This window comes from Chitinophaga eiseniae, from assembly GCF_900167135.1.
Taxonomy (GTDB): Bacteria; Bacteroidota; Bacteroidia; order Chitinophagales; family Chitinophagaceae; genus Chitinophaga; species Chitinophaga eiseniae.
The window spans coordinates 115512-139869 of record NZ_FUWZ01000008.1 but is presented as its reverse complement, the minus strand read 5'-3'; the positions used below and the strand labels follow the sequence as shown (position 1 = coordinate 139869).

20 protein-coding genes are annotated in these 24358 nt (G+C 52.1%); 12 read left to right on the top strand and 8 right to left on the bottom strand.

The genetic code is table 11. The annotated features are described in order from the left end of the window. Positions 1-34: 34 nt before the first annotated feature. Positions 35-916, bottom strand: a complete 882-nt coding sequence (locus B5D63_RS33045; RefSeq protein ID WP_078673172.1) for a DMT family transporter — start codon at positions 914-916, stop codon at positions 35-37. A gap of 290 nt (positions 917-1206) precedes the next feature. Here B5D63_RS33045 and B5D63_RS33040 point away from each other — a divergent pair, with 290 nt between their 5' ends. Next, a complete protein-coding gene (locus B5D63_RS33040; RefSeq protein WP_200817152.1) occupies positions 1207-1569 on the top strand; it encodes a hypothetical protein in 363 nt (120 codons plus the stop codon). Between the two features lie 109 nt (positions 1570-1678). Here the strand turns inward: B5D63_RS33040 and B5D63_RS33035 are convergent, their stop codons facing one another. Next, entirely contained in the window at positions 1679-2833 is a 1155-nt protein-coding gene (locus B5D63_RS33035; RefSeq protein WP_078673171.1) for a cysteine desulfurase family protein, read from the bottom strand. A 287-nt stretch (positions 2834-3120) separates the two neighbouring features. Here B5D63_RS33035 and B5D63_RS33025 point away from each other — a divergent pair, with 287 nt between their 5' ends. The 6 genes from B5D63_RS33025 (at position 3121) to B5D63_RS33000 (ending at position 10474) form a co-directional block, all read left to right on the top strand. Further along, positions 3121-3576 (top strand): Lrp/AsnC family transcriptional regulator, encoded by a 456-nt coding sequence (locus B5D63_RS33025; protein ID WP_078673169.1) that lies wholly within the window; start codon positions 3121-3123, stop codon positions 3574-3576. A gap of 112 nt (positions 3577-3688) precedes the next feature. Then, a complete protein-coding gene (locus tag B5D63_RS33020; protein WP_078673168.1) occupies positions 3689-4411 on the top strand; it encodes an SDR family NAD(P)-dependent oxidoreductase in 723 nt (240 codons plus the stop codon). 21 nt (positions 4412-4432) lie between these two features. Beyond that, positions 4433-5344: a helix-turn-helix domain-containing protein gene (locus B5D63_RS33015; RefSeq protein WP_078673167.1), complete on the top strand. Its 912-nt coding sequence runs from the start codon at positions 4433-4435 to the stop codon at positions 5342-5344. A 364-nt stretch (positions 5345-5708) separates the two neighbouring features. Then, positions 5709-8030 (top strand): TonB-dependent receptor, encoded by a 2322-nt coding sequence (locus tag B5D63_RS33010; RefSeq protein ID WP_159456259.1) that lies wholly within the window; start codon positions 5709-5711, stop codon positions 8028-8030. A gap of 18 nt (positions 8031-8048) precedes the next feature. Continuing rightward, a complete protein-coding gene (locus B5D63_RS33005) occupies positions 8049-9269 on the top strand; it encodes a hypothetical protein (protein WP_143313291.1) in 1221 nt (406 codons plus the stop codon). Positions 9270-9334: 65 nt separating this feature from the next. After that, positions 9335-10474 carry a PepSY-associated TM helix domain-containing protein gene (locus tag B5D63_RS33000; protein ID WP_078673164.1) on the top strand — a complete coding sequence of 380 codons (1140 nt, stop codon included), beginning with the start codon at positions 9335-9337 and terminating at the stop codon, positions 10472-10474. A 51-nt stretch (positions 10475-10525) separates the two neighbouring features. Here the strand turns inward: B5D63_RS33000 and B5D63_RS32995 are convergent, their stop codons facing one another. Continuing rightward, positions 10526-12961, bottom strand: coding sequence for a TonB-dependent receptor (locus tag B5D63_RS32995; protein WP_078673163.1), 2436 nt, complete (start codon positions 12959-12961; stop codon positions 10526-10528). Positions 12962-13106: 145 nt separating this feature from the next. After that, entirely contained in the window at positions 13107-14138 is a 1032-nt protein-coding gene (locus B5D63_RS32990) for a S66 family peptidase (RefSeq protein ID WP_078673162.1), read from the bottom strand. Between the two features lie 122 nt (positions 14139-14260). Between B5D63_RS32990 and B5D63_RS32985 the strand changes: the two genes are divergently transcribed. Further along, on the top strand, positions 14261-15055 hold the full coding sequence (locus B5D63_RS32985; RefSeq protein WP_159456258.1) for a helix-turn-helix transcriptional regulator: 795 nt from the start codon (positions 14261-14263) through the stop codon (positions 15053-15055). Positions 15056-15110: 55 nt separating this feature from the next. Continuing rightward, positions 15111-17084: a M1 family aminopeptidase gene (locus B5D63_RS32980; RefSeq protein WP_078673160.1), complete on the top strand. Its 1974-nt coding sequence runs from the start codon at positions 15111-15113 to the stop codon at positions 17082-17084. Positions 17085-17128: 44 nt separating this feature from the next. Here B5D63_RS32980 and B5D63_RS32975 read toward each other — a convergent pair whose 3' ends face one another. Further along, positions 17129-17908, bottom strand: a complete 780-nt coding sequence (locus B5D63_RS32975) for a class I SAM-dependent methyltransferase (protein ID WP_159456257.1) — start codon at positions 17906-17908, stop codon at positions 17129-17131. A 257-nt stretch (positions 17909-18165) separates the two neighbouring features. Next, complete coding sequence (locus B5D63_RS32970; RefSeq protein ID WP_078673158.1) at positions 18166-18690, bottom strand: DUF4269 domain-containing protein; 525 nt, start codon at positions 18688-18690, stop codon at positions 18166-18168. Between the two features lie 192 nt (positions 18691-18882). Between B5D63_RS32970 and B5D63_RS32965 the strand changes: the two genes are divergently transcribed. The 3 genes from B5D63_RS32965 to B5D63_RS32955 all read left to right on the top strand — a co-directional run bounded on the left by B5D63_RS32965 (position 18883) and on the right by B5D63_RS32955 (position 22944). Beyond that, positions 18883-19926, top strand: a complete 1044-nt coding sequence (locus tag B5D63_RS32965; RefSeq protein WP_078673157.1) for a bifunctional transcriptional activator/DNA repair enzyme AdaA — start codon at positions 18883-18885, stop codon at positions 19924-19926. Between the two features lie 18 nt (positions 19927-19944). Beyond that, a complete protein-coding gene (locus B5D63_RS32960) occupies positions 19945-21348 on the top strand; it encodes an MFS transporter (RefSeq protein WP_078673156.1) in 1404 nt (467 codons plus the stop codon). Positions 21349-21618: 270 nt separating this feature from the next. Then, entirely contained in the window at positions 21619-22944 is a 1326-nt protein-coding gene (locus B5D63_RS32955; RefSeq protein ID WP_078673155.1) for a DUF3472 domain-containing protein, read from the top strand. Positions 22945-22994: 50 nt separating this feature from the next. On the opposite strand, the gene B5D63_RS32950 is transcribed toward B5D63_RS32955, so the two are convergent. Then, on the bottom strand, positions 22995-23450 hold the full coding sequence (locus B5D63_RS32950) for a GNAT family N-acetyltransferase (protein ID WP_078673154.1): 456 nt from the start codon (positions 23448-23450) through the stop codon (positions 22995-22997). Between the two features lie 48 nt (positions 23451-23498). Further along, complete coding sequence (locus B5D63_RS32945) at positions 23499-24131, bottom strand: methyltransferase family protein (protein ID WP_200817151.1); 633 nt, start codon at positions 24129-24131, stop codon at positions 23499-23501. Positions 24132-24358: the final 227 nt, after the last annotated feature.

Here is a 24358-nt window from a genome sequence, read left to right as displayed (position 1 = left end):
ACCTGCAAGCCGTTTTTTTATTGTCCCGGAAAAATTATCTGGCAAATCTCTTTGTCCCGGCCACACAGAGGATCACGCCCACCGTTACCGCCAGCATGCCCATACTTACCCTTTCGTGGAGGAGGGAAGCCGCCAATGCCAGCCCAAAAAATGGCTGCAACAGCTGCAGTTGGCCCACGGTAGCAGTACCACCCTGCGCCAGGCCACGATACCAAAAGATGAAACCGATAAACATGCTGAACAGCGACACATAAGCGAGGCTTACCCAGGCATCCGCAGGAATTCCTGTAAAAGAGGGCGGCATTACGATCAGCATTATCGGCAGCATCACGGGGAGCGCCAGCACCAGCGCCCAGGAAATCACCTGCCATCCGCCCAATGTTTTGGTAAGCTTGGCGCCTTCAGCATATCCTAAACCGCAGAGGACGATCGCAGCCACCATCAGGAGATCGCCCACCGGTGAAGCCGACAGCCCCTGTGCTACGGCATAACCCATCACCAGCAAACTGCCGGTCACGGAAAAAGCCCAGAATACCGGCCTGGGGCGCTCGCCACCCCGGATGATGCCAAAGACGGCCGTCGCAAGCGGCAGTAAGCCCAGGAACACGATGGAATGCGCCGATGTGATGTATTGTAATGCCATAGCGGTCAACAACGGAAACCCGATGACTACGCCAAGGGCGACGATCAGCAGTGGTAAAACATGTTCCCGGGCAGGACGTTTCTCCCTGAAGACCAACAATGCCGTCATGGCAAGCATGCCTGCAATGGATGCTCTGGCCGTCGTCAGGAATACAGGGCTGAAGGATAAAACCGCTACCCTTGTAGCGGGCAGTGAACCACTGAATAACAACACCCCCATAAAGCCATTAAGCCAGCCGCCTCCGGCATTTTCCTTTGAAATACTGACGCTCATCGAATATTGTTTAAGAATGACTTCACAAAAGTAGCAGCGGCGCAAGAAAAAAGAGGGCTCAGTTTCGTGTTTTTCGATGGATACAGTTTTTAGCCGCCGGCCTGAATGACTAGCTCAACTCCCTTTTCGTCCATTCCGACTGAGTGCTGATTGCCAGGCCGGTCTGACTGCTGTTATTTTGGGTCAGTAAATCATTACACCCAACAAAATAACAGACATCATGAAGAACAAAAATAGCTACCTGAAAAACAAAATAGCTACCGGATTATTATTACTTCTTCCCCGATAAAATGAATGAATGGACCTACAGTGGCGGGAATGCGGAGAAGTCGCTGACCAAAGATGAAATACTGGATGACATCACCCTGTACTGGCTGACCAATACAGCTGTTTCCAGCGCACAGTTGTACTGGGAAAATAACAATAACAACTTTAACGCGGTAGAACAGAAAACTACCGACATAAAAGTGCCGGTCGCCATTACGGTGTTCCCGGGCGAGATTTACCAGGCGTCTAAAACCTGGGCAGAGCGCGCGTATCCGAAACTGGTTTACTTCAATGAAGTCAATAAAGGAGGCCACTTTGCATCCTGGGAAGAGCCGGGGTTGTATGCAGCAGAGCTGCGGGCGGCGTTTAAATCGCTTCGTAAATAAACAGACCTTCCAAAAAGCAGGCGCCGTTAACATCGTTAACGGCGCCTTTGTATGTGATATGCGGTAACAGGAAATGCCCGGCGGGCTGTTTTGGTGTATGGGGTATCGTTTAAGCGGTAGCTACAGGATTGGCTGTCAGCACCCGCTCCAGTACTTCAATGGTGCGGTCTACATCCTGCTGTGTATTATACTTGCTGAAAGAAAACCGGATGGTGTTGCATCCTGTTCCTTTGTTCAGCGCACGCATTACGTGAGAACCGCCGCCGCCGCTGCTGCAGGCGCTTCCGCCGGATACGCAGATGCCTTCCATGTCGAGCTGCAATAAGAGCGCATCACTTTCTGCTGATTTCGGGAAACATACGCTCAGGACGGTATACAGCGTGTCGTCGGAACCATTGAAAGAAACCTGCGGTACGGTGGTCTGTAGCTGTTGTTTCATATAGGCTTTCAGCGCGCCAATGGCAGCCTGTTCTTTTTCGAAGTTGGCGGTGGCGAGTGCCAGCGCCTTTGCAAACCCAACGATGCCGGCAACGTTCTCCGTGCCTGCGCGCAGGTTGCGCTCCTGGCCGCCACCCTGGATAAACGGCCGGATCTCCAGGGAAGGAGCGATATACAGGATACCTGTTCCTTTGGGGCCATGGAATTTATGGCCGGAGCCGGAAGCAAAGTGAACGCCGAGGTTATCGAATGCAAGCGGATAGTGCCCGATGGTTTGTACACAGTCGGCATGAAAAATAGCCGCAAACTTTCCGCATAGTTCACCTACCCGCTGCATGTCCAGCAGGTTGCCGATTTCGTTATTGGCATGCATCAGTGATACCAGGCATTTCTTCCCTTCTTTGGTGTATTGTTCCAGTTGCGCTTCCAGGTCGGCATAATCCACCAATCCTTCTTCTTTCAACGTCACAAAGGAAGATGACACCTGGTGTATCGCTGTGAAATGTTCCACTGCGTGCAGCACCGCGTGGTGCTCAATAGGAGAGGTGATGATGTGAGTGCAGCCGAGATCACGGATAGCAGCGGCAATAGCCATATTGTTGCTTTCCGTACCACAGCTGGTGAACAGGATGCTTTTGGGTTTTACTCCCAGAGAAGCAGCCACGGATTTGCGGGCTGTTTCTATCGCGAGACGGGCGGTACGGCCGTACGAATAAGTAGAAGAAGGGTTGCCGTATAACTCTGTCAGATAAGGCATCATAGCTTCGAGTACTTCTTTGTCCAGGCAAGTGGTCGCAGCATTATCAAGGTAAACGGTTTGTTCCATTTTATTTGAAGTGTTTTTTTCTGAATAAGCATAGGACCCCCTGTTACGGGGGCCCGTAATGCATCTGGTTGGTTTTTGAAATCTATCGGTTTTTGCTCGGAAATTTGTACGACGACTGGTTTTTGAATCGCTGTAATTATTACAGTGAAATTCAAAAAAAATTGTGATATAAACAGTAGTTGGTTAAAAAACCAGAAAATATTCGGTTTTTTGGTGAAAAACGGATATTTTTCGGGTGTGAAATGCTGGTGGTCATCACCAAATCCGAATTTTCTCACAATTGACATATGGCACTGGATTCTACCGATATCGAAATTTTACGCCTTTTGCAGGTCGATGCAGAGCTGACCAACAAGGAAATCTCTGTCAAACTGCATAAATCCGTGGCAACGATCCACGAAAGGATACGCCGCCTGAAACAGGAAGGCTACATCAAACGGGTGGTCGCCATCCTGGACAGAAGGATGATCGGCAAGGGCCTGATCGCCTTCAGCCACGTATTGCTGAAAGACCATTCCGCTCATACGCTAAGCTCCTTTGAAGAAGCCGTGGTGCAGTTCCCCGAGGTGATGGAATGTGTTCAGATGACGGGTACCTTTGATTTCATTTTACGCATTGCTACTACAGACATGGAAGAGTACCATACTTTTTACCGGAAACTGGCGGCCATTTCCACGATCACAACGATTCAAAGCTTTTTCGTGCTGTCGGAGGCGAAAAGCGATACTGCCTATCCGATTTAGTATATCAAGCAAGATCCCGCATTTGGCTACAAACTATCAGGATTAGACTACAGCTGCCTTGCTGCGCCTCCTGATATTTGCGATGGATTTTCTAATTTTAATACTGAATTGTATGAAGACGGTTCTGATCACCGGCGCCAATAAAGGCATCGGTTTTGAAACAGCCAGGCAGCTGGCGCAGCAGGGCAATTTTGTTTATATCGGCAGCAGGGACATGACTAACGGCCAAAAGGCGGCAGACACGCTGAAGGCTGCGGGCATCACCAACGTAGCGGCTGTTCAGATAGATGTGACCGACATTGCTTCTATCAGGAGCGCTAAAGAAACGTTGAGCGCGCAAAGCGGCGTGCTGGACGTGCTGATCAATAACAGCGGCATTGCCGGGGAGCAGCCGCAGCAGCTGGCGGATGGCAGTATGGAAAACCTGCGTAACCTGTTCGAGACAAATTTTTTCGGTGCGGTACAGACTACACAGTTGCTGCTGCCTTTGTTGAGGTTGTCAGCAGCACCGGCTATTATCAATGTGTCCAGCGAAGTGGGTTCCTTGGCGATGCATTCCGCTCCAGACAGACGTACCAACTGGAATAGCTACTCGGCCTACGGCGCCACAAAAACGGCGCTGAATGCGTTTACGGTAATGCTGGCCAATGAGCTGCGCGCACAGAACATTACGGTCAACAGTGTTACGCCAGGCTATACAGCTACCGATCTGAATGCTTTCAGTGGCTTTAAGACCGTGGAGGAAGGGGCAAGGCCCATTGTGCAACTGGCGCTGTCTTCAGACAGGACGATCACCGGTAAATTCTTCCAGGACGGAGGAGAAGTGCTTTGGTAACCGTTATTAAAAACGTGGTTCATGACAAACAATAATATCCGGCGACTAAAATCGCTCAGCGAGTATCACCGTACCCGTAGCCTGCCGGCCCCGGAACATCCGCTGATAAGCCTGATAGATTATCGTGATATCAGGCATACCCGCGAGTTCAACGACGTTGCCTGGGTATATGACTTTTACATGATCGCCATGAAAAAAGGACTGGATGCCAAGTTGAAATACGGCCAGCTGCAGTACGATTTTGATGAGGGCACCATGTTCTTTATAGCACCCGGACAGGTATTTCAGATAGAAGTCGTACAGGATGCACCCGGTAAATCCGGCTGGATGCTGCTGATACATCCCGACTTCTTCAGGAACCGGCCGTTGGCGCAGGACATCAAAAAATATAAATACTTCGGATATTCTGTCCGGGAAGCGCTGTTTCTTTCTGAAAAGGAAGAAGCAGTGCTCACCGGCATTGTTCAGAATATACAACAGGAATACCGGGGCAACATTGATAAATTCAGCCAGCAGATTATTATCTCCCAGATTGAAGCCCTGCTCGGTTATGCGGAGCGGTTTTACCAACGACAGTTCCTTACCCGCGAAGTGGCCAACCACCAGGTGTTGGAAAAGCTGGAGACGCTGTTGGATGACTATTTTGAGCATACGCATAAAGAGGGCCTGCCCACGGTCAACTACCTGGCCGGGCAGCTGAACCTCACCCCCGACTATCTCAGCTCCCTGTTGAAAGTAGCTACAGGATTGAATACCCAGCAACACATCCATGAAAAACTGATCGGGAAAGCAAAGGACAAGTTGATCGGCACAACGCTGACCGTCAGTGAAATTGCCTATGAGCTTGGGTTTGAGCACTCACAATCTTTCAGTAAACTTTTTAAGGCCAAAACCAACCTGTCTCCGCTGGCATTCCGGCAGTCGCTGAAGTGAGTGATATTGTAGCCGGCTGTTGCGGGTGGTATCCATACTTTTCTTGTTGGTGATCATCTGCGCATTTACTTCGCAGGAGAGGATGATACAGGTCGCCAGTGCTGCCAGCCCTGCATGGTTTTCGAATGATGTCATGGTTTGTAGTATAAGAAAACAAATATGGTACAAATGCAATGGTGTTGCATTTTGGAAAAAATACCTCAGATAGTACATACGACTTGTTTTTCCGATTTGATAAAACTTTTTCCGCATCGGATCTGATTATCTATCTGCATTGAGCCACCTTTGCCGCTCAAATCATGTAGCAGCGATTATCATGCGTCATCTATCCAACCATTTTGTTTTTACTGTATTTTTTATGCTGATGGTAATATCAGCAAGTGCCCAACAGACGGGCAGTATCGCGGGTGCTGTGCGCTCGGCCACGGGTCAGCCGCTGGGCGATGTGGCCATTACCTTGAAGGGCACCAACAAGGGCGCCTATACGAAAAAAGATGGAAATTATCTTGTCGATCAGGTGCCAGCGGGCTCCTATACCGTCGTAGCCAGTATGCTGGGGTATACCCGCCAGGAACAGGCTGTTACCGTAACTGCCGGAAAAACGATCACTTTACGTTTTACCCTGGCGGAAGAAAGTCTTTCCCGTGAGGGCGTCACCGTTACCGGTAAAACCCAGAGCCGCCAGCTGAAAGAAAGCGGTTATGCGGTAAACGCCATCGATACCAAACGTTTTGCCAATACCACTTCAGATATCAACAGTGTGCTGAACAGGACCACCGGCGTGAAAGTCCGCGAGCAGGGCGGTATGGGATCAGAGTTTAACTTTTCCATCAACGGCCTTTCCGGCAGGGCGGTGCGGTTCTTCATCGACGGCATCCCTACGGAAGTCATGGGTTCGTCTATGACACTTAATAACATTCCGGTCAACCTTGCAGAGCGGGTAGAGATCTACAAAGGCGTATTACCGGTATCCCTTGGTGCTGATGCACTGGGGGGCGCGGTTAACCTGGTCACTAATCAAAACATCAAAAACTACCTTGACGCGAGCTACAGCTTCGGTTCCTTCAACACACACAGGGCAGCCGTAACAGGTCAGGTGACAGGCAAATCCGGTATCGTAGCCCGCGTGAGCGCTTTCCTCAACTATTCAGACAACAACTACATCATGAAAGCCATGGAGCTGTGGGACGAGGACAAACAGCTCTATGTAAAAAAGGATGTGCGCCGTTTCCACGATCAGTACCGCTCTTATATGACGCAGGCAGAAGTGGGCGTGATGAATAAAAAATGGGCGGACGCCTTTTTCGTGGGGGCAGGATTCTCCGCCACCGACCGCGAAATACAGACCGGCAGCAACCAGGACAATGTGTACGGCGCCGCCATGCAGAACGGCCACGCCTTCAACACCACGCTGCGTTACCGCAAAGATCATCTCTTCACCGATGGCCTCAACCTGAGCGTGTTTGCAGCGCATACAGAAGATAAGTATACCATCACCGACACCACTGCGTACCGCTATTTCTGGGACGGCTCCCGCGTACCTGGCAACCAGGCCGAAATGGGCGCCATCAAACAAAGGACACACATCAGCCGTCCCCGGAACTTTGCCCGCGCCAATTTCAGTTACACACTGAACCCCATGCATGGCTTCAATCTGAACTATACTTTCGACCAGGTAACCAATAAAAACTACAACGAACTGCTGACCGATAAAGACCATAACCCGGGCAAGATCGGGAAACACATGGTAGGGCTGGGGTATCAGCAAACCCTGTTGAACAGCCGGCTTACCAACACCTTCTTCGGTAAATGGTACGGCATGCAGTTACAGCAGCCGGAAATGCTCTCCGGTAACGGTTCCTATGTCTCCGCTTCCGGTTTCAAATCCTACTTCGGATACGGTATGGCCAGCCGTTTCAATATCCTGCCGGTACTGGGCGTGAAAGCCTCTTATGAAAAGGCCTACCGCCTGCAGGAAGTAGGAGAGTTGTTTGGTAACGGCTATGATCAGATCGGCAATACCAAACTGAAACCGGAATCCAGCAATAACGTGAACGCCGGCGCTTTTGTGACGCTCAAAAAGGGACAGCACCGCTTCTATGCGGAAGGTAGCTGGTACTTCCGCAACGCGGCCGACTTCATCTACGCCGTGGTGTATCAATCCAATTCCAGGGTAAGCCGCTATGAAAATACCTCCAAAGTACAGATCAATGGCGTTGAAGGAGAATTACAATACGATTTCCGTGACATTTTTCATACGACCGTGAACGTTAGCTACCAGCAGGCGCTGAATAACACGAAGTATGCTCCCGGTAGCAACGGCGGTACGGTGGAAGCCACCTATCGCAACAAGATCCCCAACCAGCCCTGGCTGTTTGGCAACGCGCTGGCCAGCCTCGGCAGGAATAACCTGCTGGGCAAAGACACCAGGTTGCAGCTCAACTGGGACATGCAGTACGTACATTGGTTCTACCTGACCTGGGAGGCGTACGGCGCCGCCGCTACGAAAAACAGGGTGCCCAACCAATACATTCAGAACCTCGGTCTTACTTACTCCCTGCAAAACGGGAAATACAATATCTCCGCTGAATGCAGGAACTTCACCGACCAGCGGGCATATGACAATTTCCGCCTGCAGAAGCCGGGAAGGGCTTATTATGTAAAAATGCGGTACTTCATTAAATAATCATCACCTTATTATATCATGTCTATTCTTACCAGAAAATTATTTTGTGCGGCCGCGTTGTTGTCGGTGCTGACTGGCTTCAGCGCCTGCGAGAAGTATGACGACGATATCGTTTCCGGCAACCCCGGCAACGGTTCCGACAACTATGCCATATGGATGCAGCTGGGTTCCTGGCCTAATACTACCCAATATGTAGTGGGCGCATCATCACTCACATCCGGCGCCGTCAGCCTGAAAGGCAATGGCGTGGAAGTTACGTCCAAAGCGGACTATGGTATTATCCCGCACAAAGGGTACTACTATTATCCCAGCACCAACTCTACCAACGGCCGTTTATCAAAATACTCGCTGAAAGATAATCAGCTGACGACTATCAAAGAAGTACCTTTTACCTATCAGACAGGTGTCAGCAGTTATACCTGGGTGGACGACGCCACACTCGTGCTGATGGGTACCAACGGCCGGGGAAACAAGCTGCTTTGCTCAGTGGTGGATGCCAACACCCTCGCTATAAAAAATATGGAACTGCCGGTAAACCCTGTCCCGGCGGGTTATGCGGGGATGATGTCCCGCAGCCTGGATTACATCAATGGTAAACTCTACGTTGGTTTGGTGTATACGGCCGATTGGCCGGCGCCGGCTTACCCAAAAGCCATCGTGGCGATTTTCGACTATCCTTCCATGAAACTGGTGGCGCAACTGGAAGACGGCAGATCCGTAGGCATGGGACAGGCCAATATGTGGATGTCTGGTACAGTACTGGACGACAAGGGCGATTATTATCTTCTTTCTTCACCCGGCTGGCTGTCACCCTCTCTGCCATCGGCGGTGTATAAAATATCCGCCGGCCAGCAGCAATACGATGCTTCCTATTTCTTTAATATGAACCAGGCGCTGGGCGGCCCTGCTTTCTCTATGTACAGCATTGGCAACGGCCGCGCTATCGTTAAATACAAAGCGGCAGGAGAAGCCAACACCGATGAAGGCCATATTTACGGCTATGCCATCGTAGACCTGGTACGCGCCACGGTAGTACGCAAACTCACCGAACTACCGCTGGACAAGGGCGAGTCGCTGCAAACCGTGATGGTGGAGGGCAACAACGCCTACATTATGGTCAATGCTGAAACAGGGAAAGATTATGTCTGGATATATGACATCGCCAATGGCACTGTCAACACCGGGCTGGAAATAGCCGGCGGCTACGATTACCTGCTGCGCATCGACAAGCTGAAATAACTACCAACCATTTAACCACAATACTTTCCCGCCTGCCGGGAAAGTATTGTCTTTTATACTGTATCATGAAATTTTCAAAAATCAACGCATGGCTACACCTGTGGCTCGGACTCATATCCGGGATCATCGTTTTTATTGTTTCCATCACCGGTTGTATACTGGTGTTTGAACATGATCTTAAAGACCTGCTGTATCCCTACCGAAAGGCGGCTATCACCAATAACGGCGCCATGCTGCCGCCCTCCGCGCTGATCTCCGCAGCAGAAAAGGCTATGGGCGGGCTGCCGGCACGGTCCATCGAATACCGTCTGCCGGGAAAAACCACCCAGGTCAACTTCCAGTCTGATTCTATCGTTTACGTGAATCCCTATACGGCGGAAGTGGCTGCCGTGGTAGACCATGAAGATTTTTTTCATGAAGTGGAAGAAGGGCACGTTCACCTGTGGCTGCCCCGCAAAATAGGCTCCCGCATCGTGGTGTATGCCACGCTTATTTTCACGGTCCTGCTCATTACCGGTATAGTGTTGTGGTGGCCCCCAAAATGGAACCGGCATAATATCCGCAACGCTTTCACGATTTTATGGAAAGGGAAATTCAAAAGAGTCAATTACGATTTACATAACGTGCTGGGATTTTATACCCTCCCGGTAGCGCTGATCATCGCTTATTCCGGATTGTACATGGGTTTCGGCTGGCTGTCGCGCTCCGTATACACGGTGGCTTCCGGCGGGAAGTCTATGCCGGCTTACTATGAACCGCCTTCTGATACCACAACGGCTGCTGCCGGTCCCAAATGGGTTGTGCTGGACGGCATCTGGCGGCAATGTGTGAACGAGCTGGCGGATAAAAAGAGTCCTGCTGTACTGATCGGCATGCCTCCGGGAAAAGAGGCTTCCGTATACGCCTATACGAATATGGAAGGCGCTTATTACCAGGCGCACTATTTTGATCAGTATACCGGCAAAAAACTGCAGGGTGGCGGCGTAGATGTAATGCCTTTCCGGGAGGCCAACGGAGGAGATAAGCTGCGGAGATTAAACTATTCTTTGCACGTAGGGTCTATCTGGGGGATTCCGGGTAAAATACTGTTTTTCTTTGGCTCGTTAGTGGCGGCCAGCCTGCCGGTTACCGGTTTTTATATCTGGTGGGGAAAGAAAAAGAAGAAAAAGAAACCGGCTCTCAATAGGCAAAAACAAACTGTCTGACTTTATTACTGTTTGGCGGGATATGTTCCCGCCAAACAGCTGTTGTTTTGATTATCCCTTCCCTTGCTCTCTCACGTCGTCATTACTGATTTTCTTTTTCTCCCGCTGTTCGAACATCGACCCGAATTCCCAGTTGAGCGTAATTTTCAGCGCCTGGTTATAATACCTGTTCAGCACTCCTGAGCGGAAAGACGCTGCCTGTATGTATTCCTTTTGCCGGATGGTCTGGTTAAACGGATTGATCGCCGCCATGGTTACGGTCATCCGTGTGGCTTTGATTTCTTTTTTCGCGGAGAAGCTGTAGTAGAACCGTGGTGTTTTATGTCCCTGCAGGGTAACGATGCGGGTATCGTATTCGCCGAAGGCCTGCAGGCTCACGGCGCCCGGTAATTTATAGAGTGCGTTGAGATTAAAGTCGGCCGCCCATCCGGTGTTGACCACCATCAGCGCATCACTTTCGAAGTTGAGATGGTTGATGTTGACATTGCTGTTGAAGCTCCAGTTGGGGGCGGGGCTTACGGACCCGCTCAGATTCAGTCCGTACTGGGTATTGCCTGCCAGGTTTTCTTTGCGGGTGGTGGCGATACCGGCCGCATTGGTGGTGGTCATGTCGATGATGGTGTTGTCTGTTTTTTTCAGGAACGCAGCAGCGTTGATAAATGTGCCGGCGGGGGAAGTCCAGCCGTAGGATAGTTCTCCCTGGTGCATCGTTTCCGGACGCAGCTGCGGATTGCCCACGGTGATGTTGCGCGGATCGCTGGCGTTGGCATTGGGGTTCAGGTCCCAGATATACGGCCGGGTAAGGCGCTGCGTATAGCTGAGGGTGATGGTTTGTGCTTCATTCAGTTTTTTGCTGATGTTGGCAGTAGGGATGAAGTTCAGGAAATCATTCGAGAAAGCGGAGCCAGGTGCGTTGAACTTCCCTTTGATGTGTGTGTTTTCCAGCCGGGAGCCGGCTTCTGCGTTCCAGCCGCGGGGCAGTTTCATTTTCAACAGCAGGTAACCGGCGAGTACATCCTGGGAGTAGATGAAATGATCGGAGCGGTCTTGCTGCGGTACCATGGCTGCCGGTGGCGGACCGTCCGCTGCCCACACCTGGTATTGTTTGTCGGCGTGCCGGAAGATGGATTTCAGCCCGCTTTGCAGGGTATACCGGCCGTCTGTGGTGAGCGGATGCGTATAGTCCGCCTGGAAGGTCCATTCCCGGTTCGTAGTGTGGTTAACGTTATCCTCCCGGTAGCGGATTTTATCATCGCTGTTCTGTTCACTATTGTAAGAGGTGTTTTCTTTGGAGGGCGAGAACTGTGCCAGCAGGGTAATTTCCTGTCCGTCTCTCTTTAGTCTGCGCGTATAGCCGAGCGCGATATCGGCGCCGGTGAATTTCTCTTTTGATTTTATCTGCTGCTGGTATTGATCGGTGATGGTGCCGTCGGGCTGGGTGATGAGCGTATGCTGGCGGCTGTTGTCCGGCCAGTTGCCCAGCCAGCCGTTGACAGACAGGGAGATTTCGCTGAGTGAGTCTGGCAGGAAGCCGAGTGCCAGTTCTCCGGAGCTGTGCGGCATAATATTGTTGCGGCGTGTTTCCTGTTGGATCACCATTGCAGGCTGGCCGTTGTTGAGCACGGTCCTTTCCATTTCGGCGGAAGATTTGTCCTGTATGCGGTGCAGGTGTCCGTGCAGGCTCATGTTCCATTTGTTCCTCGACATGGAGATGCGGGGATTAAAGGCCTGTTCCCGGTTGCTGGCCATCGCTTCCAGGTTGCCGCTGAAGCTTTTGTTGCCTTTTTTGGTGATGATGTTGATCACGCCGGCGGCGCCTTCCGCGTCGTACCGGGCGGAGGGGGAGGTGATGATTTCTACGGAACGGATGATATTGGCAGGCATCATGTTAAGGGCGTCGGCCGGGCTGCGGGCGATCTGCCCGGAGTATTTTCCGTCAATCAGTATCTTGAGCGTGCCGCTGCCCCGCATGGTCACGTTGCCCTGTGGGTCTACGTTCAGCGCCGGTGCTTTGCGGAGCACATCGGCTGCGGTGCCGCCGCGGTTGCTGATGTCGCTTTCGGCGTTATATACCAGCATCCCGGGTTTCTGCTCTATCAGCTGCCGCTGGGAAATCACCTGTATGCCGCTGAGCTGCACGGTGCTGCCGCTCAGGAAAACAGTGTCCAGCTGATGGGTGGGTTTGTCTTTATCGATCAGCAGTGGCCGGCTGACGGGGCGGTACCCCACAGACGACAGTACCAGCTGATAGCGGCCGGCTTTGGCCAGCGACATTTTAAAGGCGCCGTTTTCGCCGCTGTAGGCGGAGGCAGCGGGTGTCTGCTGCTCGTCAGTAATACCGATGGTGACATAGGGGATGACCTGCCGGGATGCGGAATCGGCTACTACGCCGCGCACCGTGTAGGCGCCGGGGTTAGTCTGCGCAAAAGCGCCGGTCGTAAAAGGGATAACTATCCACAGAAGATATCCTGATGGTTTCCTAAACATGCTACAGTAACATAAGTTGGTCAGCTGCAAAGATCAGCAGGGAAGGAAACGGATCGTTTATGTAAAGCGGAGAAAGATTTGCGAAAAAGGGAAATGATGGATGAACGGTAAGCGGAAGGTTTGTAAGCGCCACGCTTACAAACCTTTACTGCACGCCTGACTCCAGCAGGGTGAATGTCTTTTCGGTACAGTTGACCTCTGCCAGCACCCCATAGGGAAGCGTGAACGCGGGGCAGGTATGGCCAAAGTCCATTTGGGTGACCACCAGCATGTCTGTTAAACCTTCTTCCCGCAGCACCTGTAGAATGGCGGTTTCATATTCCGCTGCATATTGGTTGTCATAAGGACGGCCCAGCAGGATGGCTTTCGCCTTCCGGAGGATACCCAGCGCGGCGTAATTTCTCATCCAGTAGCGGATAAGCTCCGGGCGGGCCATTTCTTCGGATGTTTCAAAAAACAGGATGCTGTCGTTCCAGTGATCGTCTTCCGGCCACCAGGCCGTACCTTTCAGAAACTCCAGCACGTCGAGGCAGCCGCCGATGAGCCGTCCCTGTACTACGCCTTCGCCCTGCAGGAATTTCCATCCGGTGTGGGGCTGTAGCTTCCTTTTGACGTCCTGTAGAGATGGATCGAACCATTCCAGCCGTTCGGAAGTCCAGCCGCCGGTAGGCAGGATAGGGCGCACAGGCGCGCCGGAGAAAAAAGTTTGCCTGAAATCGTCCACCTGGTAGGGAAACATGCCGCCGTTTTCCGCAAAGCCTACCAGGAGGGAAGTGCCATAAAAGGAGGTGAGCCCTGCCTTGAGGCAGAGCAGATGCGTGGTGGTGCTGTCGGAGAATCCCAGGAATATTTTGGGGTTGTTCCGGATAACGTCGATATCGATATACTTCAGTATCCGGATACTGTCGTCCCCGCCAATGTTGGAAATAATAGCTTTGATGGAATTGTCGGCGAAAGCCTCCATGAGATCTTCCGCTCTTGCCTGCGGGTTTTCGTAGATCCATTGTGCGGGCCTGAGGGCGTTTTTTGTTTCGGTAACGGTAAGGCCAAACTGTTGTTCCAATTGTTCTTTGCCTTTCCGGTACCGGTGCGGGAGTTCACCCGCTCCGCCCCAGGAGAGGGAGATAGTGGCGACTTTGTCGCCGGCCGACAGCCGGAAAGGCCTGATTAAATTCATCTGTTATTTGATTATCGGGTGATGGAATGCCTGCAAGATATATTTTTTTGATCATCCGGTCTTTCACAGATCATGCCATTATATACCGTATATTTACTGTCGGTTTACACAGGGCCAGGCTTATGAGTATCATTCTTTCACCCGGGCATTACTTTGGTAAGGAGCAGCAATTCAACGAAAACGCTTTCTTCAAACTGAATATCACGGCTTATCAGCCGGATACGAATATTGGCGCGCATTACCATGAGAATGCTTATTTGAGTCTTTTGGTAGCGGGTGGTTATCGTGAGGTGAGCCGCCGTACCGACGAGGTGTTGCCGGGTCAGCTGCTGTTCAGACCTGCAGGGTATACGCATGCCAACCATTTCCGGGAAGTGCCTGGGCGCTGCCTGAATATCGAGTTCAAGCCCTCGGGGATAGAAGCGCTTACGCTGAAGGGTTCTCTTCCGCAGCGGCTGATGATTTACAAGCCGGGTGTTTTCAATGAACTGTACCAGCTGCTATATGCTTTTTTGAAGAAGCCTGCCGACTGTTTGCCGGAAGAGTATATCGTCAACTGGCTGTCTGCTGTGACAGACGTGAAGATCGCCAGCCGTCTGCCGTGGTTTACACAAGCCAAAGAGATCCTGCAAAATGAGTTTGATACGCATCATACCATTCAATCTATTGCCGGCAGGGTGTTTGTTCATCCGATATACCTGGCGCGCGCCTTCCGCGAAAAGGAAGGAATGACTATTGGGGCGTACCAGTTAAAAATGCGGGCGGAGAAAGCGATGGAACTGCTTTTTACCACGCGGCTGCCCGTAACGGATATCGCCTTTACCGCCGGGTTCTCCGACACCTCCCATCTGATAAGGGTATTCCGCTCTTTTTACCGTTGCACGCCTCACCAGTTCCGGCGGCAACTGAATGGTTAATCTGATACTATTTTTTGTCTTCCTGCCGGCGTTACTTTGCATAAAAAAGAAGAACATGCGCCGACTTATCACCCTTTTATATTTGTTTTCGCCGTTATGGCTTGTTGCCCAGCAAAAGGTGGATTACCAGTTGCAGGTACAGGCTGACCTGGAGAAAAAGACTTTCGCCGTTCAGGGTAGCCTTTCTTTTGAAACGACTGCGGCTACCGCCGATTCAGTCAGGATAATGATCAGCAAGGGGAGAGGCCCGGCCAAACTACAACTACAGGGGGGCGTTGCCGCCACAATGGATACAAGTCTCAGCACCTCCGGTGATATTCTCTATCACTGGCATTTTAAAAGGCCAGTACCTGCCGGCACCCGCCTGCAGTACACCTTCACCTACGAACGCGGCGATGCCCCTACTTTTCAATATTATGTCGACAGCAGCTTTTGTATGGCCGGCGGTTATGGTTCCGCATGGTATCCGCAGGTGATGGTCCGCGCCAATGACGGTACGGATGATTACATGCGGGGCACCGGTACCCTGCGGGTGACAGTGCCGCAGCCGTTGATGGCCGTGATGGCTGCTGCTACCGTCAAAACCACGAAAGGCGCCGGTACACAGACGTTCGAGTTTCATTATGCGCAGCCTGATATTTTCTCGCTGTATATCGGAAAATATACCCGGCAGGAATCTTCCGGTAAAATACCGTTTTACACCTATAGTCTGAGCAGGGCGATCAACGGGGAAGAGATATCCCGTAAAGCCTCATCAGTGCTGGAATTCCTGACAGGTGAATTCGGGCCGCTGACGATCCCTAACTTTTCTGTGATCGAATTTCCCGAGGCGGTAGCGGAGCTAACCGGTATCGGCGGCGCCAGTATCCTCGGCGGCGTGGTAATGCCTACCGGGGCGCTGCGGGAATTCAACTATGCATTGTTCGGCCATGAGATAGGCCACCAGTGGTGGGGCAACAAGATCCTGTCGAAGGGGAGCATGGGCGCTGAAATGATGTCTGAGGCGATGGCCCAGTATGGCTCGCTGCAGGTGGTAGAACATTTCGACAGCACACGTGCCATCCTTTACCGCAAAAAAGGCTACCCCGGCTACCTGTCGGACCAGAGCGGCCTCGGCTACCTAAAAAATGCCGCCGCCGGCAACGACGAACCGCTCGCCACCCTCAGCAGCAAAAACGGCCATATCCTCGGCGACAGCAAAGGCTTTATGGCGCTGGAGCTGCTGGCTTCCGTAGCAGGTAAACCGGTATTTCATAAGGCACTGCGCAATATCGGCGACAAATACAGCCATGATGGCGTCACCTGGCAGCAATTCTTACAGGAGGTGTCCGCAGCGCATGGCAGCAGCCTCGATTGGTTTTACCGCCAGTGGTTTGACCGTACCGGCGCGCCGGCCTGGGAAAGCAACTGGAAACAACAGGGCAACACGCTGCAGCTCACAGTTACCCAGAAAGACAGCCTGTACCGGCTGCCGCTGGAAGTGCTGGTGGTATATCGCAACGGCGCCACCGCTTTACAACATATCACCGTGGAAGAGCGTACCAGCCAGCTGCAGCTGCCGGTAAACGGTATCGTGGATTCCGTTCAGATAGACCCTTACTTTAGGGTGCTGCACTGGGACGAAGCACTGACACCCATCGCTTTGGCACAGTCGAAAGTGGCACGGGTATACAACCTGCGTATACAACAGAAGCCGGACGAAGCGATGGCGCTGGCCAAATCCTATCTCGCTGAAGGTATTCCCAACGATCAGTACGGCGTGGAATTCGGCTTGTATTACATGATGGGGCGAATCACCGCTATCCGGAACAAACCGGATGAAGCCATCAGCTGGTACCGGCATGCGCTGCAAAGTGCCACCCGCTCCCAGGACCTGCTGGCGTATACCTATTACCGTATTGCGCAGCTGGCAGCCGCCAAACATGATAACGCCCTGCTGGAATGGGCCTGCAACAACGCTGTTACCGCCGATGCCGCCAATCAGAAAATGGATGGCATGGAAACCAAAGTGTTACTGCTCAGAAAATAAAAGCTTGCCGGCGGGCATCCGCAACACACGGACGCCCGCCGTTGTTATGCCGTCCTGAAGCTGAGCTGGTACATCCTGCCATGGTCCAGTAGTTTCACTTCCAGCTCCCGCATATTGCCCGGTATCAGTTCCAGCGGCACCAGCGCCCTCATGGCTTCGTTGGCGCCGTTGTTAAGATAACCTTTTACAGATGGAAGACGCCTGTATTGTTTTCGTATATGCGGGGCCGTTTCATCGATGATGACAATACGGCTACCACGACGGGCTACCCTTACCATCTCCCGGATGGCCCGCACGCGGTTGTCGAAAAAGTGCAGCCCGCCTGCATGGAATACACAGTCAAAGGTATGGTCCTTGAAAGGGAGATATTCCGCGTTACCCCTGAACAGTTGGACGGTACGGTTCCATTTGGTCATGTTGCGGGCGGCCTGCCGCAGCATGCCGCCGGAGATATCCAACCCGTAGTAGTCGCCGAAGCGGGGGAGGGCTTTGATATTCCAGCCACTGCCTACGGAGGTCTCCAATATTTTATCGCCTGGTTTCACCTCTACGTCTGCCAGCCATTCCCGCCGGAGCTTGTCCATATCTACAAAAAGCGAAACCACCCGTTCGGCAATATCATTAAAGGGACTGAGATTATCGTATAGGCGTTGATGTTTTTTATTCATGCCGCCGATCTTTTCCAGCGCCAGGAAATCAGGAATGCCGTTGACCACAGGGATACGGTTGCCCGAAACATCTTCCAGGTGCTGTTCTCCTACAGGATGCAAAGACTGATGGTTATATGGGTTAATTAACATTGCTGCCAGTTCCCGGATGTTCATGTCTTTTAATTTGTTTTGCAAAACAATACCATCCCGGGGGGATAGAGAAGAGTACCCGTGCGGGAGGCAGCGTATTGTCGGTGAATGGCGGGTTTTCACCGGTGGCGGACCGCTGCATTTTATTTTATCCGTGTTGTACAGCGAGGACAGGAAAAAAACACCGGATACCAAAGCTGCGGGTTTCTGGGAACGGTTCATCAGTCCGGCCCCGAAGAACGTTTTTAAGCAAAGGGCTCCCGGCGGGGGCCCTTAAAATTTTAAGGCTTCCATTTCAGCAATTCCAGGAACGGATCGCCAGGGATGTCCAGCAGGTGACAAAAGGCCGCTTCCGTATTATATCCCTGTGCTTTCAGGGAGATGACCTGCCGTCTGAAATCTTCCCCTTTTTGTTGCAGGATGGCCGCTTCGATCAGCAGGTGGCGGTAGGCCATTTGTTCTTTCACGGGGATAGCCTGGCCAAATACCTCGACCGGCTGTCCGTCTGTCGTAAAGTTAGCCACCACGGCAGGTATCTCCCGGATGGTAATCTCCCGGAGGGCAAAATCGGGGTATTGTTGGAACAATTCTGTTACGCAGGTGATAAACAACTCCTTGTTGTCAAAACAGCAAATGATATCGATGTCGCTGCCGGCGGTGTGCACGTTGATGGGAATACTGCCGGCGAAGACGGGAGAGAACGCGCTCAGGCCGGAGAGCAGCTGCCGGCGCGTGAGCAGATCGTACACCTGTTGATGGAAGGTGGGGCCGTTTTGCAGATAAGCGATATCGGTAAAATCGTGCATAAGCGCAAAGATAACGGCATTGCCGCGTCGTAGCAAGGACCTGCGGTCATCGTTGCCGGGCGCGGAACTTCTCCGTGTGCCCGGAGCCGCTTTTATTCCGTAAAATTGTATTGAAAAAAATAGTTGTCAATTTTCCGGTTGTCCGGCGGACGGGGTAGTCCTACTTTTGTCGGGAAATTAATACAATACACCATGCAATTGAGCTTTGACAGGATGTACCAGGCTTCGCTGGAGAAAGATGTGGCTTTTGAAGGCGTATTTTTTACGGCGGTAAAGACCACCGGCATTTTCTGCCGGCCGTCCTGCCGTGCCCGGAAACCGAAGCCTGAGAATATTGAGTTCTTTCCTACTTCCAAAGAATGTATCCTGAAAGGTTACCGGCCCTGTAAGGTGTGCCGGCCGCTGGAACAGCTGGACCAGACGCCGGATAATATCCGGCAGCTGCTGCAGAACCTGGCTGATGAACCGGGACTGAAAATAAAGGACGCGGACCTGCTGCTGCGGGGCATAGAGCCGCACCAGATACGGCGTTGGTTCCTGAAGAACCACGGGATTACTTTCCATGCTTACCAGCGTATGTTCCGTATTAATTCGGCGTTTAAAAAGATACAGCAGGGTGAGTCCGTGAGCGGCGCCGCCTTTGACGCGGGTTTCGAATCTCTCAGTGGTTTCGGAGACTCTTTTAAGAACATCTTCGGGGTGTCTCCCAAAAAAAGCAAGGCCCAAAGGGTGATTGACCTGAAACGGCTGGAAACGCCGCTGGGCACTATGTACGCCTGCGCGGTGGAAGAGGGTGTCTGCCTGCTGGAGTTTACCGACCGCAAGATGCTGGAAACAGAATTCCTGTATTTATCGCGGGTGCTGAACGCTACCATCGTACAGGGCGACAATCCCCACTTCGCCACGCTGGAAGCCCAGCTGAAAGCATATTTCGATGGACAGCGGCAAACCTTTACCGTACCATTGTACATGCCGGGGTCTGCCTTTCAGCAGTCTGTATGGCGTATATTGCAGGAGGTGCCTTATGGCGCCACCCGCTCCTATAAAGACCAGGCGGCGGCGCTGGGAAAACCTGAAGCGATCCGCGCAGTGGCCAATGCCAATGGCATGAATAAGATCTCCATCCTCGTTCCCTGTCACCGCATCATTGGGGCCGACGGCTCTATGACCGGCTATGGTGGCGGTATCTGGCGCAAACAATGGCTGCTGGAATTTGAGAGGAACAACGACCGCTAACTTTTTCCTTTTTATTTTATGATCATCACTACATCCACCATCAACAGGTGGTATGCGCTGCTTATTGTCCTGACGGCGCCCATGTTGTACGTTATCGACATTTTTATTATCAACATTGCCATCCCTGTTATCAAGGGAAGCCTGCATGCGACCGACGGCGAGGTGCAGCTGGTGATTGCCGCCTACCTGCTGGGCAGCGCCTGTTTTTTGATCACCGGCGGCAGGGCGGGAGATTATCTTGGCAAGAAAAAAGTATTCTTCCTCGGCATGGGTTGGTTTACCCTTGCCTCCTGTATCTGCGGACTGGCGCAGACGCCGTTGCAACTGAATATTGCCCGTTTTTTCCAGGGGGTTAGTTCCGCGTTTATGGTGACGCAGTCCATTGCGCTGATACAGGTGTTGTTTCCCGTAGCGGCGGAGCGGGCCAAAGCCATCGGCTGGTATGGTATTACGCTGAGCATTGCAGCTATTATCGGGCAGATGCTGGGTGGTTACCTGGCGGAGACCCATGGCGTCATTGAAGGGTGGCGGCTGACCTTTTTTATTAACCTGCCGGTAGGTGTTGCGGCTATGTGGGCGATCCACCGTTACCTGCCGGAGACAGAGAGGACTGTCGGCGTGAAATTCGACTATGCCGGGGCGGTGGTGCTGACGGGGGCGCTGGGATGCCTTATTTATGCCATTACGGAAGGCCGGGAGCAGCACTGGCCGGTGTGGAGTTTTATATTGCTGGCGTTGTTTGCAGTGCTCTCGCTGGTGTTTCTGCGGATACAGCAGGTAAAACAGGCTGATAAAAGTGCGCTGATCAATCTCCGGTTGTTTAAGCAGCCTGCCTTTAACATCGGGTTGCTGGCAGTGTTGTTTCATTTTATGCTGCATACGGCTTATCTGCTGATGATGGCGGTATACCTGCAAAATGGCCTGGGGCTGTCGGCGCTGGCCTGCGGTGCGGGTTTTATACCGCATGCGTTGTTGTTTATGTTGTCGTCGGTAGTGGCTTCCCGTTTGCTGGTAAAATATGGAAAGAAGGTATTACTGGCAGGACTGCTGATGATCTTTGTATCTTTTGTGATACAGTTTTTGGGTGTCGGCGATGCTGCGGGGACCATTTCGCTGATAGCGCTGTACGGGCTGGGCAATGGTATGGTGCTGCCTTTCCTGTTGAACATCGTGTTGGACAAGGTGCCGGTGGAAGATGCCGGCGCCGCTTCCGGTATATTTTCTACTTTTCAGCAAACGGCATCGGGGCTGGGCATCAGTATTATCGGCGGTGTATTTTTTGCTGCGCTGGCGTCGGACATACACCCGAATGCCTATACGGAGGCACTGCAATACGGTCTGGCAGCGGGTATGGTGTGCCTGCTGGTAGTCGCCGTTATGTTGTGTTGCCTGCCGGAAAATCGCACCGGCAACAGACCATAAATAAATTATTTTATTTGATGATCCTGTCTTAAATTACAGGATCATCAATACAACCAAAATAGCTGAACCTTTACTACCAACAGTGAATTATATTCCCGTGCAAACATTATCGGCGTGAACAATGGAAAGGGTAATAGTGGCTGTTAACCTTATTGAGTATTACCATCAGCACTAGTACTGACGGGCCTGTAAGCAGGCTGCGGAAAGTTTTGTGCGTTGAAAAATCGTATAAGCAAAGCTGTTAGTCTGCAACCATCAAATTGCGATCCAATGAAAAAAGCACACCTTATCTTTATGCTCATGGCTGCCATGGCCATTTCGTCCTGCGCTAAAAATATGCAGGACGCCCTTCCTGCCGATGCCGCTTCCGGTAATGATAAAAAGGCATCGCTTGTTCCTCCTGATTCCAGTTACGCCGTAGCCCTGGCAGGCAACGGTTTTGTGACCACGTTGCCGGCAGGTGGCGCGGAAGTGATCACGGACAATGGCCTGGGCAACTGGACCAACGCCAACAGCATCACCAGCGCCTATTTCCGGCTGGGCCAAACCGGTCAGCTCAACGTAGCTGTGCGGATGAAAGTACCTTCCGGCAGCAGTACCATCAAAGTGACGGTCAACGGTACCGCTTTCAACAAAACGGTTACCGGTACCGCCTATACGGATTTCACGATCGGGACGGTAAATGTTACCGCCGCGGGATATGTAAAAGTAGATCTGCAGGGTGTTAGTAAAACCGGCAGTTACTTCGGCGACGTGTCCCATATCATCATCAGCGGCAGCGCCACCACCAACAATGTGGTGTACGCAAATGATGCTGCTAACTATTACTGGTCCAGGCGCGGTCCTTCCGTGCATCTGAACTATCCCATCCCTTCCGGGGTGAACGCCGAATGGTTTTATAACGAAGTGACTGTGCCGGCGGGAGAAGACAAGATCGGATCTTACTTTATGAGCAATGGTTTTAACGGTGGTTATTTCGGTATACAGGTGAACAGCGCCACCGAAAGAAGGGTGCTGTTTTCCATCTGGGACCCTGCCACAGGTAAGACGACACTGGTGCGGAAAGGGCCGGGCGTGGTGGACAATGCTTTCGGGGGCGAGGGTACCGGCGGACAAAGTTACCTCGTGTTCAACTGGTCGGCAGGCACTACTTACAAGTTCCTGACGCGCGTTCTTCCAGACAGTGGAGGGGCTACCAATTTTTCTGCGTGGGTGTACACGCCGGAGACAGGTACATGGCGTTTTATCGCCACCTGGAAGCGGCCTAATACCACCACCTATCATGCAGGGTTATATTCTTTCCTGGAAAATTTCAGCGATAAAAACGGTTACCTTGGCAGGAGCGGGCAGTATAACAACCAGTGGATACGTTCCACTGCCGGTGTGTGGACAGAGATCACCAGCGCCAGATTTACGGCAGATGCTACCGCCACCAGCGACCAGCGCAGGGATTATGCCGGCGGCGTAGATAATGCCACCGGCCGTTTCTTCCTGAAAAACGGTGGATTCTTCGCCAATTATGTAAACTACAATACTACTTTTACGCGCACCGCCACAGGCGTAGCGCCAACAGTGAACCTGAACAGCTTACCCTGATTGCAGCCGGCTTTGCTTATTGAACGGGCGTCTTAAAGGCGCCCGTTTTTTTATGCCGGCAGTTCTTTCCGCATGCACACGCTGTTGTCTACACCAATGTACTGACCATAATTTTCCGTGATGGCGTAACCGCTTTTCCGATAGAGTGCGATGGCTTCAGGTTGTTTTTTGCCTGTTTCCAGTACGCAGGCGTTGTAACCGAGCTCCTGCGCCCATTGCTCCAGTTCCCGCAACACTTCCCCGGCGAGGCCACGGCCGCGGTAATTGGGACGTACAAACATCCGCTTCACTTCTGCCTGTTCTGCTGAAAATGGCTTGATAGCGCCACAGGCCACCGGTTGACCGTCGAGGTAGCCTACCACTGCCTGTTTGATCAGATCAATTTTGTTGAATTGGGCGTAGAAGGCGTGGTCGCTGCCGTCACGGATAGCCAGGTCCTGGTCGAGCAACCGTACCAGCGACACAAAGTCGGGATGGCCGGAGTCTGTTCTGATGAGTTGTAGCATAGATAGTCGTTGAACGAGCCATGAAGATACAACATTTCGATACCGGTATCAAAGTAGGAACGGGATCAATTTGCGTGTCCGTTGGCTGTAGGCGGCGTAAGCGCCCGGAAATAGATCGTTGAGCAGTGTTTCTTCCCGGGCAATTTTCAGGTATAATCCGAGCGAGCAAATGACGGTGACAACGATGGCCGGTGTTCCGCCGGTAACGAGGCTGGTGCCCGTCAGTGCCATCAGGAAGCCGGTATAGATGGGATGCCTTACCACCCGGTAGGGTCCTTTGATGACCAGCTCGTGGTTTCTTTTGGCGGCCACGCCGCCGCTCCAGTTGGCTCCGAGCAATAGCCGCGACCAGATACACAGCCCGATGCCGGCAATACAAAGTGCAGTGCCGGCGGCCAGCAACGGCCACCACGCGGGCAACAGCCGGGTGCCTGTCAGCAGCGGCAGGTATAATGCGGTAAAGATGAGAAGGTATCCGATGGCCGCCAGCCAGCGTTGGCGGTTGGTCCTGTACTGTATATTCTCTTTGGTGCGGTTGCGGAGCATGAACCAGCAGCAGATAAATATGAACCAGCAGCAGAGGGTAATCCAGGTGAAAAAGGTCGGGTTGTTCATGAATATAGGACGGGTTTGTTTCAGACGCTGAAGGTACAGCGGATAGGGGATATGGAGGCTATTCATTTTATTCATTTTGGGATGATGTCGGGCAGGAAAAAAGAATAATCGTGCACGTGAAAAATGATTATATTTGGTTAGTTGTGTTAACTTTTTCGGATGCAGTGTAGCCATTGGGTAACCATTTATTAACCACACTTTCCTGCTATGCCTTTGATTGTATCGCTGATATTATCGCTGGAGATCAACCTGTTGTTTAAGGCCGGTCGCATGTAATTGCCGCTGTGCTTTCG

What these genes read in the sequence shown, in the direction of transcription:
- B5D63_RS33045 (WP_078673172.1), bottom strand. Translation starts at nt 916, where the DNA reads ATGAGCGTCAGTATTTCAAAGGAAAATGCCGGAGGCGGCTGGCTTAAT.
- B5D63_RS33040 (WP_200817152.1), top strand. Translation starts at nt 1,207, where the DNA reads ATGAATGAATGGACCTACAGTGGCGGGAATGCGGAGAAGTCGCTGACC.
- B5D63_RS33035 (WP_078673171.1), bottom strand. Translation starts at nt 2,833, where the DNA reads ATGGAACAAACCGTTTACCTTGATAATGCTGCGACCACTTGCCTGGAC.
- B5D63_RS33025 (WP_078673169.1), top strand. Translation starts at nt 3,121, where the DNA reads ATGGCACTGGATTCTACCGATATCGAAATTTTACGCCTTTTGCAGGTC.
- B5D63_RS33020 (WP_078673168.1), top strand. Translation starts at nt 3,689, where the DNA reads ATGAAGACGGTTCTGATCACCGGCGCCAATAAAGGCATCGGTTTTGAA.
- B5D63_RS33015 (WP_078673167.1), top strand. Translation starts at nt 4,433, where the DNA reads ATGACAAACAATAATATCCGGCGACTAAAATCGCTCAGCGAGTATCAC.
- B5D63_RS33010 (WP_159456259.1), top strand. Translation starts at nt 5,709, where the DNA reads ATGGTAATATCAGCAAGTGCCCAACAGACGGGCAGTATCGCGGGTGCT.
- B5D63_RS33005 (WP_143313291.1), top strand. Translation starts at nt 8,049, where the DNA reads ATGTCTATTCTTACCAGAAAATTATTTTGTGCGGCCGCGTTGTTGTCG.
- B5D63_RS33000 (WP_078673164.1), top strand. Translation starts at nt 9,335, where the DNA reads ATGAAATTTTCAAAAATCAACGCATGGCTACACCTGTGGCTCGGACTC.
- B5D63_RS32995 (WP_078673163.1), bottom strand. Translation starts at nt 12,961, where the DNA reads ATGTTTAGGAAACCATCAGGATATCTTCTGTGGATAGTTATCCCTTTT.
- B5D63_RS32990 (WP_078673162.1), bottom strand. Translation starts at nt 14,138, where the DNA reads ATGAATTTAATCAGGCCTTTCCGGCTGTCGGCCGGCGACAAAGTCGCC.
- B5D63_RS32985 (WP_159456258.1), top strand. Translation starts at nt 14,261, where the DNA reads ATGAGTATCATTCTTTCACCCGGGCATTACTTTGGTAAGGAGCAGCAA.
- B5D63_RS32980 (WP_078673160.1), top strand. Translation starts at nt 15,111, where the DNA reads ATGCGCCGACTTATCACCCTTTTATATTTGTTTTCGCCGTTATGGCTT.
- B5D63_RS32975 (WP_159456257.1), bottom strand. Translation starts at nt 17,908, where the DNA reads ATGAACATCCGGGAACTGGCAGCAATGTTAATTAACCCATATAACCAT.
- B5D63_RS32970 (WP_078673158.1), bottom strand. Translation starts at nt 18,690, where the DNA reads ATGCACGATTTTACCGATATCGCTTATCTGCAAAACGGCCCCACCTTC.
- B5D63_RS32965 (WP_078673157.1), top strand. Translation starts at nt 18,883, where the DNA reads ATGCAATTGAGCTTTGACAGGATGTACCAGGCTTCGCTGGAGAAAGAT.
- B5D63_RS32960 (WP_078673156.1), top strand. Translation starts at nt 19,945, where the DNA reads ATGATCATCACTACATCCACCATCAACAGGTGGTATGCGCTGCTTATT.
- B5D63_RS32955 (WP_078673155.1), top strand. Translation starts at nt 21,619, where the DNA reads ATGAAAAAAGCACACCTTATCTTTATGCTCATGGCTGCCATGGCCATT.
- B5D63_RS32950 (WP_078673154.1), bottom strand. Translation starts at nt 23,450, where the DNA reads ATGCTACAACTCATCAGAACAGACTCCGGCCATCCCGACTTTGTGTCG.
- B5D63_RS32945 (WP_200817151.1), bottom strand. Translation starts at nt 24,131, where the DNA reads ATGAATAGCCTCCATATCCCCTATCCGCTGTACCTTCAGCGTCTGAAA.